The following is a 10,768-nucleotide window of genomic DNA, read 5'->3' on the forward strand; positions in this document are numbered from 1 at the left end:
CTGCACTTTGGCACATTCGATGCCGGTGGAGCAGGAGCCACCCACCTCATCCGCTTAGGGCCGTCCGTGATCGAGCTCGGCGTCTCAAATTGGACCGATGCTGCACCGTCTCCGAGGTCGGCATCGAGCCCCATGTTGCCAATGCTGCAGATTGCACGAATGTCTGCTTCATTCTTGACCCTCACAATATCGAAACCGCCATTATTCGATAGGGAGGGTTCCGAAACTCACGCAATGGGCTAAAGCGGAATTCTGCAAGTGAATGGGCTAGCGCGAATTCTGTTGTAACCCTACGAGGATTCGACAGGCAGGGATTCGTCCTGGCTCCATTCAGCCCATGAACCATCATACAATCGAGACCTCTCAAATCCGAGACGCCTAAGTGCGAGCAAACCACAGGATGCAGCTATGCCGCGCCCACAATACGTGATCACTGACCTGTCGGGCGTGACACCCTTGCTCGCGTAATGAGCAAGGAGTGTATCGCGACTTGCCATGCGAAACGATCCTCGCTCCTTCAGTTTCTCTGCACGAGCTTCGAGCGACGTCATCGCCAGCGAAGGATCAATATTCGAAATAGCGGGAACGTTCACGGCGCCCGGCACATGGCCAGACCGACCGCCCCAAGTGTGAGATTCACGCCCTCGGTACAATTCGTCGGGTAGGCAATCAACGATGCAAACGTCTTCGTCATCTATCGCGTTTTGCACGTCGGACTTCATCGCGATCCATGATTCCTTGGCTTGCGCAACAAACTTTCCTTCGGTCGCCTCGACGTCACCTGAGTGCACTTCTCGGCCTTCGAGCTTCCACTGCTGTAACCCGCCGTCTAAGACCTGCACATTTTCATGTCCATAGTAGGATAGGGCCCACCATAGTCGTGCAGCCGCGAGGGGCAGTCCCGAGTCATCATAGACAACAACATGGGTATAATCTGAAATGCCCAACCGCGCCATTGTTCGCGCGAACTCATCTGGGCCGAGTATCATGTCAGGAGTTTCATGCAATGAATCTGCGAGTTCGCTGGCCATTCCGACAGACACTGCACCGGGGATGTGTTCAGCGCGGTAGCTTTCCCGATCATCGAACGCGACACCCTTGCCATCCTCTTCAAGGAACCCCCAACGAACATCAACGATACGCAGTTTCGGGTCGTTCAAGTGTTCAGCCAACCAAGAAGTGTTCACAACTGGATCTAAGGTCATCGGAAAGTTTCTCCGCTCAAAGTTCATCAGCAACGCCAGGTCACCTTAGCATATCCCTAACGGCCGTTTGCTTTCTGTCCGTGAAGGACAGTATTGTCCCGCATTGCCGCCCACCAGGGCCTCCGACTGGTGAACAAGCCTGACCGATGGCATAATATGAGCGGAATGAGCTCAGAAGCGACATTCCCAAATTGGTTTGGTATGAGTTGATTTGAGGCGGTCTTACGAGCGGGGCGCTGAAAACCGGAGGGAAATGACATGATCATGCGCATTTTTCAGGTATTGGTTCGTGAAGGTAAGGAAGAGGAATTCGCCAAGTTCTTTTATGATACCGCAATTCCGTTGATGAAAGGGACCGATGGGATTGTTCAAGTTCTGCCGGGTGCGCCTCGCGCGGATAGCCCACGAGAGTTCAGCTTTGTAATGATCTGGAAGGACCTCGCGTCGCTCAAGGCGTTTGTGGGCGATGATTATCAATCGCCGCATATTGACCCCGCCGAAGCCGAATTAGTCGAGTCCCGAACCATCAAGCACTACGACTTGGTAAATTGACGACTCCATTTCTGGGCACTCAAAATTGAATAATTGTTTGCACATAATCGGAGGGCAATCGGGCGATGTTGTATGAGGATTTTGCCGCTGCTGAAAAATCCGGCTGGGCCGAGGAGTCAAAGGCCGACGCATATGTTGATCTTTTCGCTCCCATCTCCGACCAATTGGTCCCCTCGCTATCGGAAGCAACACGCGCAGCTCATAGCGGTGTTATCTTGGACCTTTGTTGCGGTCACGGGAATGCCTCCGAAGCGCTCGTCGACGCAGGAGCCGAGGTGACGGGTTTAGACTTCTCACCCGCAATGCTTGCGCGCGCGCAGAACCGCGTTCCAGGCGCTTCGTTTGTCGAAGGCGACGCGGCCGACTTGCCATTCGGCGATAGCAGTTTTGATGCCGTCGTTTGCAACGTCGGATTTGGCCATTTGCCGGACCCGGATGCGGTTCTTTCTGAGATTTCGAGAGTCCTAAGGCCAGATGGCGTTGCGGCTTTGACATCGTGGCGTGAGCCTGAGTTTTCGGCAAGTTTTCAAATTGTATTTGGCGCGGTGAAGGCACACGGCGATCCGGGACTTGCACCACCCGCCCCGGATTTCCATCTCTTTTCCAAACGCGAGGATGCAAGAAGGGCGCTTGATACCGCCGGATTAAGGAACCCCCGGTTCACGGACATTGATTCGGCGTTCCGATTTAACGACCCGAGCGGTTTTGCGGACGTATTCGAGAATGCAACCGTTCGAGCGGCCATGCTCATTAGTTCGCAGAGCAAGGCGGCACGAATTGCAATTCGCGAAGCGATGACCACACGCGTGGCGAATGAGTTTGGCGATGGTCAAGGCGGGTGGAGAGTTCCATTTCCAGCGACAATGGTAACCGCCAATGCATAAGCGCTCTCACGCTACAAACACATGACAATCCCGGCGTGTGCCAATGTCAGTTCTGTCCCGCCACTGTGAGCTCGACCATATGCCGATTTTGCACGCGCGGCGAAAGGCGGGAATGCGGGCTGCGACCGCAGCATCGTTCAACTGGGTCGGATGTCGGCAATGGGCCGGCCGTTTCATAAGGAATTTGTGCTCAAGATGCGGGCGGGCACATGACTTCGATCAAGGAAGGGCCGTTACGTGATAGTCCCGCGGAAAGGGCTTTTACAAAGCCATCGATGTCTTCAATTCGTATTCCGGGAACACCATGCCCTTTAGCGAGCGCCACCCAGTCAAGCGTGGGGTTTTCCACATCAAACATTGCCTCCGCATTCTTGCCAAAACTCTCAACACCGACATTTGACAGCTCATCCCGAAGAATTTGATAGCCGCGATTGGCAAATACAATCACGGTAACGTCCAGGCTTTCGCGTGCCATCGTCCACAAAGATTGCAACGTGTACATGGCGGATCCATCGCCTGTTAGAGCAATTACTTCTCTGTCTGGACATGCAATTGCTGCGCCAGTTGCGCACGGTAGGCAAAGCCCTATCGCCCCACCGGTTCCCCCAAGCAAGTCATGTGGTCGCGCAGTTGCAGTCGGAGGAATGACGTGAAACCCGGACGTCACGGATTCATTGCAAACGATAGCATTCTCTGGAATGAGGGCCGCTAACGTCTGGCCGACTTTCGCTAGGGTGAGATCTCCGGTTGGGATTGGAGGCAGGTCGAGAGCGTATGTGTTCAGCTGTGTCTTGCTCGTGACACCTACTGCGTCTGCCAGTGATTGAATAGTCCAGGCAATATCATCCGTCGGAGCACACAGACTTGAAACCGTGCAACCGGCGGGCTCGGGTGTGCTTGGTTTGTCCGGGTATGCAAAGAAGGCAACGGGTTGGTCGGCGCCGATCAAAGTGATTGACGAGGTCTGTTCAAGCTGAGCAATCTTGGGTGCAATTGGATACACAAGTTGATCCAACTTGGCGGCCCCGGCCCCCTTCGAAATTCGAGGGATCAGAGTATCCGCCAACAGGCGGCATCCGGTTTCGACGGAAATTTTACCAGCTAGGTCACGAAGTGGACCAAAAAGCGCGGACCCACCTATCATCAAAGCCGCGTTTGCAGTTTTTAGACGCATGGCTGCGGCCTCGATGTCTTTCAAGGACGGACGATGAAGTGGTTGGGCCAGAATGCTCGTCGTCGCAGGGCCAGTCGCTGCATCCCAAGCAGTATCGGCGGGAAGAGCAAGAGTGGCGATCTGGCCGTTTTGAGATCGGGCGGCCTGGATGGCTGCGGCCCCGTCCGATGCGACGCTTGTGGCCTGATCAGAAACTCGTGTCCAATGGCTTACGGCCTGACTTACGCCCATAATGTCGCCTCTGAGTGGGCTTTCATAGCGTAGGTGATGTGTTGCGTGATCTCCCACCACATTCACGATCCCGGACCCTGATTTTCGGGCGTTGTGTAGATTGGCAAATGCGTTGCCTAGCCCCGGTGCAAGATGCAGCAGAGTGCCGGCGACGTCCCGTTTCATGCGGTAGTAGCCATCAGCGGCGCCCGTCGTTCCACCTTCGAACAAGCACAGAACACAGTTCATCTCGGGATGTCTATCAAGAGCCGCAACAAAGTGCATTTCAGACGTGCCTGGATTGGCGAAAACCGTATCCAGACCGTTGTGAAGAAAGGTTTTGACTAACGATTCTGCGCCGTTCATTCGATCACCGCCAACTCTGATTTCAACGCACTTTATGGGAGAGACAATCCAAAAGTAACTGAAAAAGCTTGCGATGATGTGCAGGCCGTCGATCGTCATCGATGCCTTCGCGTCGTAAAACTTGCCAGTTTGACCAACGCGAGATCGCGGTTGTTTTAGGCCAGTTCAAGTCGAACTCGGGTCGCCCAGACATGCTTGGGTTTTAGCGGCCGCCTCTGACCTACGATACGTCCCTTGTTCCAAGTTGGGCGAAGTGCGCGAATGGTAGGTGAGTTTGGTGTTTCCATAGCTGATCCTCCGATCCGCCATACCCTCCCACAACGACAACCCGACATTGACGAGAGACAATATTACAGGATGCTGCGTCGCCTCAGAGGTCTGCTGGGAGCTCGACGTAGCCATCCATCGTTGCTTGAGCAGGACAATAAATTGCGCATTTGACAACAAGTATTTGCGGCCCACATGCTGAAACGTGAAAATCGAGGTGTAACGACCAAAGGTAATTTCATGTTTAGATCATCAACCCGAAGTGAAGCAGGAAGTTTGTTAAGCGGACTTGCTCTTGGATTTTCTGCGGACCCATTCATGCGTTGGCTGTATCCTGAACCTGCCGATTTCCTCTCCCACTTCCCGCGCGTAATGGATTTCTTTGGAGGGCGAGCATTTGAACAGGGTAGCGCGTTTCGAAACGATGATTTTACTGCTGGCATTTGGCTTTTATTGCGGTCGATCCAATTCGCCAAGGAAAAGGGTTGGGGTCAGCGTTGGTTGAATGCTGCCTCAAACGTTGTGATGAAGATGGAAGACCTGCTTACTTAGAGTCGACAAACCCTACAAATCTATCGCTGTATAAGCGCTATGGTTTCCAAGAGATGGGTCTAATCAAAGCCGACCAAGCCCCACCCCTGTTTCCGATGTTTCGAGCCGCCCAATAGCGGTAGATCAAACGGCTGCATTGTCTGCAATCTGTGAGTTCGGCAGTTTCAGGATTTTTTTGTCCGTAGCGAATGGCGGTCTGGTGAAGCCGCACTGCGGCACCAGTGACTGCGATGAATGTCTCTTATGGGCCGGCCTCGCTTCCAAGTCGGCGTGTCAGTTCCGGAAAATGCGGAGTATGCCCGCACCGGCATCCCATAGGTCCAAAAGCCTTGCGTAGAAATGCTCACGTGCGACGAAGGGTCTCTGTCCTAGCCCGGTAAGTTCCACCTCGAGCGTATCGATCAGACGAAGAAGGCGGCGGCGGTGAATGCCAAGGCGACTCTGAACAGGGTCTGCGAACGCGCCTGCGAACGCGGCGAAAACCGACCCTATCATGACAAGCCCCGCCATGGTGACGGTGATAAGCCAGGGCGATGCGTCCGTCGGGAAAAAACCGTACCAAATCCCACCAATTGTCTGACCCAGCGGAAACTCCGTGATGGCATTGGTGCTTGCCATGGCATCAGCAACGCCCGGCGCCATCGAGATCATGCCCGGTGTTAGCGCCTGAAAGACCAGTGCACCGACAACAAGCGCACAGAGCACAGTTGTCATCTCGGCCACGGCAGACCGAGTTGCTGTATACTCGGAAATCGCGCCCGCCATTCGATGGCTGAGGGCCTCCGCATCGGCCGCACTCTCACGTTTTCGGATCATTTCGCGAAACTTCGGTGCACCCAGGATGGCGCGCGTAAGCGCTTCCGGACTTTGAGCCGCAGCCCCTTCCGCCAACGACAGTTGGAGAAGATCGGCCACGACGCAGGCCTCGACCCTTCGCGCCACAGTGGTGCGCAACAGGATACGCCGTGAGGCCAGCCAGTCCGCGCCGCCACGCCACTGGGCACAGCGGCAAAGGTATGCCGCGATCCGCGTCAGCACCAGGATTGGAGACAGCACCACATTCATCGGGGCGCGCAGAATGTCCCAGCCGAGTGCCGACCGGTGAAGGAGAAGTGTTCCGGGCCAGGTGAAATGCCTTGCCACAAACACATCCACTTCGGCCCGCCGGTCCATAAAGTACTCACGGACCTTCGGGCGGACAACCTTTTCGACTGCCACGGCGGGGTTCGATAATGACCTCATGGCGGTGACCCACGATCCCTGTCTTGTTGTGCAAGAAACGTCTTATACTGTTTCACGGAGTAGCATGCCAGCCGCACTTCCTATCCTATCAAGTGAGCATTGCTGCAAGAGCGTTGACGAGGCTTCTGGTTCACCAGTTCATTTGTGCTTTTTTCGGAACAGCAAAATCTGAAAGAATGTCGAATGTCGAATGTGAACGCCGATAAGAGCCGTTCACCAAGATGCCCTCGATTTGACTAATAGTTTGGTAATTTGCGAACTCATGGGCGCCAACAAATAGGCCGTTATCTAATGGCACCATGAGACAAATTCAGAAATTAGTGGATATCGTGGCGCAAGTGCTTGCTTAAATGCTGCCCTGTCGTGCAAGTTTAGATCATGCCAATTAAAGAAAAATTTACCATTGCCGACGTTCGCATTCCGGGCAAACGGAGAAAAACTCTGGATTCCGCCAAAGTCGAAGGCCTCGCGTACGATATGCTAGAGAACGGTCAAACCACACCCATACGCCTGCGCGCCGATAAAGGCGGCGGATACATTCTTGTTGAAGGATATCACCGACTAGAAGCCCTGCGCGCTATTGGTGAAGATGAAATTGAAGGATATCTTGTTCACGCTCTGTTGCACTGAGTGTATCCAAATTGCAGATTTCGCACTGAGTCCCATGCAATTAATACGCCGAGAGCGACCGTTCGCGAAGCGGGCGGTGACCGCCGTATCCAGATGGGCCGCTCAACAGCAGCAATGCGCAGGATGGGCCAATTTCTGAAGATCGCAAATGTCGCGACGGCCGTTTAGTAGTCTCGACACTAAACCGGAACTTACCAAGGATGTGGGCGCTCGATCCACGCTGCGGTTTGACGGACCGGAGTGTGTTCAAGGAGCACTTTTCGTTCTAGTGTCGCCAATATCTCATTTGGAGGATCTCGAGGTGGCAAGCTCAATCATTGAAGAAGATCTGACAATTGAAGGCGATCTCAACTCAAGTGCGGGAGGCATCGAGGTCAAAGGCCGTGTGGTTGGGGATGTCAGAGCTGAGACAATCACTGTTCAGATCGGCGGGTCGGTCGACGGTGCATTGTCAGCCAATAAGATCGTTATTGAGGGTAAGCAAAAAGGCAGCCTGAAATGCGACAATCTGAAGATTGCATCGAGCGCACAGATTCAGGCTGATGTATCGGCCAAGACGATGGCAACTGAAAGCGGCGCCAGGGTTGTGGGCAAGGTGAACATCGCGGGCGGGCAGCAGGGTATGCCTGACGGCAAGATTGGATGACCGCTGGGCAGCCTGATCTGATTGGCTGGCTGGTTCACTTTCGGTAATCTGACAGGCCAAGCTCATGCCACATCCAGCTGAAATCATAATCTGCAACAGGAGAGCCGGTCTGGCGCGCGCTGCGGTTTTCGATTGTCTTCAGCCAGTCGATGACTTGCTTTCTGCCCGCCGTGCTGCGAACGGCCTGGCGCGGTGTTTTGCCCCCAAGGGCCGGGATCGGCTGGTCAAGCGTGTCACGGTAGTGTTGTTCTAGATGTTCGTGGGCCATCTGACGGGCAAGGTCAGGAGGGATGTCCTCTTCTTCTGCCACTCCGCTCTCCTGGCTGTCATCCGCCATCATCTGTCCGACGGTCTGGATTGATGTCAGCGGCGACTTCACCAGATCCCCCAGCAGGTCCCGGACCAGGGCTTCGCCGCGTTCGGCGCGCGTTGCAGAATTTACAGACAGCGTGAGTGTTTTGCCTTTCAGGTTCAGAGACCCAAGCACAGAGGTCCCTGACATCGACCTGTCCAACACAAGGCCGGTGCCACGCTTGTTGCTGGACGGGTTGTCGACGGCAAGCCACGTCCAGTCCTTCTGACCAGAGATCACGAGTTCTGTTGACTGGGACAGTCTTTGCGAGACTTGGCTGTGCGTTACCCCGGTGGCGAGGGGAAAGCGTAGCTCATGGAAGACCAGATCGTCACCATCGCTGTTGCTGATCTGAGGTGGCTCCGGATCCAGCAGGTTTGGCAAATGCGCGAAGAGCCAGGCATTGGTGAAGAGGGGTGCGGAGCGCTGTAGCTGATCCTGGGTCAATCTCAGTTCATCCTGCGCATTCAGTTTCAGGACCGTCCGAAGCCCATCCTCAAACATTGCGACTGCTTCTGGATCGAAGGGAAGCAGCGCACCTGAGATCACGTTGTGATCGCCATGGGGGACAACCCGAGCCGCGATGCGGTCCCATTGTTGCAACATCTGCGTTGCGCTGTGTTCCCGGACGGTGACGGGCTTTGTGTCCGAAAGCAGGTCCCGCAGAACCATGGATTTGCCCGCTACGATCTTGCTGACCTCGTAAAGGCTGACCGGCGCATACCGCAACCCTTCGATATAGGCCCGTGTCTGGGTGCTCTCCTTCGATCCATGCCGCTTCAGGTATGCATCGACGGCATTTTCGTTGCCTGGCGCGAATGTTCGACCCAGCAGATCCTCCAGGCCACCACCCCACAGGACCGTTGGCCAGTCTTCACCCAGAAGATCGCTCAGATCCTCGAAATCGAGATCAAAGGCTTCGAGGCTTGGCAAAAAATGCTCATCCAGAACATCCGCAAGCCGCTCGTGCCAAACCTCGTCACGGGTGATGAACCTGATGAGCCCTCCAAGATCGTTCCCCGCCGTCATCTATTTCTACTCCGGATTGGTGGTCAGGTTGCGATTTATCGCAGATCGCGACCCGTAGCCAGATCGCAATCTCCTGGCGAATTGCGATGCAGCGGTGGTTACACTGCTGGGAGCGTTACTTCTTAGGCGCCCGCACAAAAAGCTCTGCAAAGAGGGCCTCCGAGCGGTGCAGGCCCTCTTCGGTCAGCACGACCGACTTTGCCTTGCCAACAGGATTCAGGATCAACCCGTTGCGGTGCAGGCGATCAAGCGCGTCCCAGTCAAAACCCTTCCAGGCACGACGCTCGTCATGCAGCGTCAGCCATAACAACGCCAGAACCGCGTCATCCACCTTGTTCTCATCTATCTCCATGCTCACAGCGGACGTCATCCGGACAGGCCCCGTCAACCCCGATCTGTCTGACGTCAGCACCTGTGGGACAGATTTGAGGATTTGAACAACGGAGGATTTCTGGTTCATCGTAACCGTCAAGGAGTGAAGATGAACAAGAAATCCGGAACCAGCAAAACTTCGGCTACCAAGTTGGTCAAAACCATCCGCCGCAAGACGCGGCAAACCTATTCGGCGGAGGAGAAGATCCGCATTGTTTTGGCGGGCCTCCGTGGTGAGGAAAGCATCTCGGCACTGTGCCGTCGTGAGGGCATTTCTGAGAGCCTGTATTACAGCTGGTCCAAGGAGTTCCTCGAAGCAGGGAAACGCCGTCTATCCGGCGATACGGCCCGGCAGGCGACATCGCCTGAGGTGAAGGATCTGCGATCTGAGGCCTTAGCTTTGAAGGAGTGTGTCGCCGATCTGACCCTGGAGAACCGCCTGCTCAAAAAAAGCATGATCGGGGATGGGGAGTTCGGGGAATGAGATACCCTGCCTCTGAGAAACTGGAGATCATCCGCACCGTTGAGGGGTCCCATCTGCCCACCAAGCAGACCCTGGACATGCTGGGCATTCCCCGCACCACGTTCTACCGGTGGTATGACCGCTACGTCGAAGGTGGCTTTGATGCCCTCGCGGATCGCTCACCCCAGCCTAAGTCTGTCTGGAACCGGATTCCACAGGTCAGGCGGGATGATTTGATCGAGTTCGCGCTGGAACATGAGGCGCTGACGACACGGGAACTGGCGGTCAAATACACTGACGAGAAGCGGTATTTCATATCTGAATCATCAGCTTACCGTTTCCTGAAGGAAGCTGACCTGATCACCGCGCCGGAATATGTGGTGATCAAAGCAGCCGACGAGTTCACGGATAAAACCACCGCCATCAACGAGATGTGGCAGACCGACTTCACTTACTTCAAGATCATCGGCTGGGGCTGGTTTTATCTCAGCACGATCCTGGACGATTACAGCCGCTATATCGTTGCCTGGAAGCTCTGCACAAACATACGGGCCGAAGACGTGACTGACACAATCGAACTGGCTCTGGCGGCATCTGGATGCGATCAGGCCATCGTTCGGCACAAGCCACGCCTGCTGAGTGACAATGGGTCCTGTTACATCTCCGGCGATTTGGCCGAATGGCTGGAAGACCACAAGATGGGCCATGTTCGCGGCGCTCCGTTCCACCCGCAAACCCAGGGCAAGATCGAGCGTTGGCATCAAACCATGGCGTTGTTGCACAGATCAGTTGCAACTCGGAACACGCCCAACCCGAGACGGAAT

Annotated in this window: 11 protein-coding genes and 2 pseudogenes; 7 read left to right on the forward strand and 6 right to left on the reverse strand. The window is 55.0% G+C overall.

Annotated elements, in window-relative coordinates:
• Nucleotides 1-290 precede the first annotated feature (290 nt).
• The gene (locus RUE5091_RS22205; protein WP_058284138.1) at nucleotides 291-1,205 is read right to left on the reverse strand and encodes a sulfurtransferase; all 915 of its coding nucleotides are present in this window, start codon (nucleotides 1,203-1,205) and stop codon (nucleotides 291-293) included.
• A gap of 258 nt (nucleotides 1,206-1,463) precedes the next feature.
• On the opposite strand from RUE5091_RS22205, the gene RUE5091_RS22210 reads away from it, so the two are divergent.
• Both RUE5091_RS22210 and RUE5091_RS22215 read left to right on the forward strand, forming a co-directional pair.
• Nucleotides 1,464-1,757: an antibiotic biosynthesis monooxygenase family protein gene (locus tag RUE5091_RS22210; protein WP_058284139.1), complete on the forward strand. Its 294-nt coding sequence runs from the start codon at nucleotides 1,464-1,466 to the stop codon at nucleotides 1,755-1,757.
• Between the two features lie 65 nt (nucleotides 1,758-1,822).
• Nucleotides 1,823-2,641 carry a class I SAM-dependent methyltransferase gene (locus RUE5091_RS22215; protein WP_058284140.1) on the forward strand — a complete coding sequence of 273 codons (819 nt, stop codon included), beginning with the start codon at nucleotides 1,823-1,825 and terminating at the stop codon, nucleotides 2,639-2,641.
• Between the two features lie 190 nt (nucleotides 2,642-2,831).
• On the opposite strand, the gene RUE5091_RS22220 is transcribed toward RUE5091_RS22215, so the two are convergent.
• Both RUE5091_RS22220 and RUE5091_RS23730 read right to left on the reverse strand, forming a co-directional pair.
• Complete coding sequence (locus tag RUE5091_RS22220) at nucleotides 2,832-4,391, reverse strand: acetolactate synthase large subunit (RefSeq protein WP_058284147.1); 1,560 nt, start codon at nucleotides 4,389-4,391, stop codon at nucleotides 2,832-2,834.
• A 158-nt stretch (nucleotides 4,392-4,549) separates the two neighbouring features.
• Nucleotides 4,550-4,678, reverse strand: a pseudogene (locus RUE5091_RS23730) (integrase); the annotation flags it as partial.
• Between the two features lie 175 nt (nucleotides 4,679-4,853).
• Between RUE5091_RS23730 and RUE5091_RS23375 the strand changes: the two are divergent.
• Together RUE5091_RS23375 and RUE5091_RS23910 are read left to right on the forward strand one after the other, a co-directional pair.
• The gene (locus RUE5091_RS23375; protein WP_165590829.1) at nucleotides 4,854-5,210 is read left to right on the forward strand and encodes a hypothetical protein; all 357 of its coding nucleotides are present in this window, start codon (nucleotides 4,854-4,856) and stop codon (nucleotides 5,208-5,210) included.
• Nucleotides 5,144-5,326 carry a GNAT family N-acetyltransferase gene (locus RUE5091_RS23910; RefSeq protein WP_370732607.1) on the forward strand — a complete coding sequence of 61 codons (183 nt, stop codon included), beginning with the start codon at nucleotides 5,144-5,146 and terminating at the stop codon, nucleotides 5,324-5,326. Before RUE5091_RS23375 ends, RUE5091_RS23910 begins: the two co-directional genes overlap by 67 nt.
• Before the next feature lie 157 nt (nucleotides 5,327-5,483).
• On the opposite strand, the gene RUE5091_RS22230 is transcribed toward RUE5091_RS23910, so the two are convergent.
• The gene (locus tag RUE5091_RS22230) at nucleotides 5,484-6,452 is read right to left on the reverse strand and encodes a DUF6635 family protein (RefSeq protein WP_058284142.1); all 969 of its coding nucleotides are present in this window, start codon (nucleotides 6,450-6,452) and stop codon (nucleotides 5,484-5,486) included.
• Between the two features lie 378 nt (nucleotides 6,453-6,830).
• On the opposite strand from RUE5091_RS22230, the gene RUE5091_RS22235 reads away from it, so the two are divergent.
• Together RUE5091_RS22235 and RUE5091_RS22240 are read left to right on the forward strand one after the other, a co-directional pair.
• Nucleotides 6,831-7,082 (forward strand): ParB N-terminal domain-containing protein, encoded by a 252-nt coding sequence (locus tag RUE5091_RS22235; protein WP_058284143.1) that lies wholly within the window; start codon nucleotides 6,831-6,833, stop codon nucleotides 7,080-7,082.
• 301 nt (nucleotides 7,083-7,383) lie between these two features.
• Nucleotides 7,384-7,728 carry a bactofilin family protein gene (locus tag RUE5091_RS22240; protein ID WP_058284148.1) on the forward strand — a complete coding sequence of 115 codons (345 nt, stop codon included), beginning with the start codon at nucleotides 7,384-7,386 and terminating at the stop codon, nucleotides 7,726-7,728.
• Between the two features lie 34 nt (nucleotides 7,729-7,762).
• On the opposite strand, the gene RUE5091_RS22245 is transcribed toward RUE5091_RS22240, so the two are convergent.
• Nucleotides 7,763-9,109: a DUF7986 domain-containing protein gene (locus tag RUE5091_RS22245; protein ID WP_058284144.1), complete on the reverse strand. Its 1,347-nt coding sequence runs from the start codon at nucleotides 9,107-9,109 to the stop codon at nucleotides 7,763-7,765.
• Between the two features lie 115 nt (nucleotides 9,110-9,224).
• Nucleotides 9,225-9,461 carry a DUF6429 family protein gene (locus RUE5091_RS22250; protein ID WP_058284149.1) on the reverse strand — a complete coding sequence of 79 codons (237 nt, stop codon included), beginning with the start codon at nucleotides 9,459-9,461 and terminating at the stop codon, nucleotides 9,225-9,227.
• A 129-nt stretch (nucleotides 9,462-9,590) separates the two neighbouring features.
• Between RUE5091_RS22250 and RUE5091_RS22260 the strand changes: the two are divergent.
• A pseudogene (locus tag RUE5091_RS22260) lies at nucleotides 9,591-10,768 on the forward strand (IS3 family transposase); the annotation flags it as partial.

The organism is Ruegeria denitrificans (genome assembly GCF_001458295.1).
GTDB classification, from domain to species: Bacteria; Pseudomonadota; Alphaproteobacteria; order Rhodobacterales; family Rhodobacteraceae; genus Ruegeria; species Ruegeria denitrificans.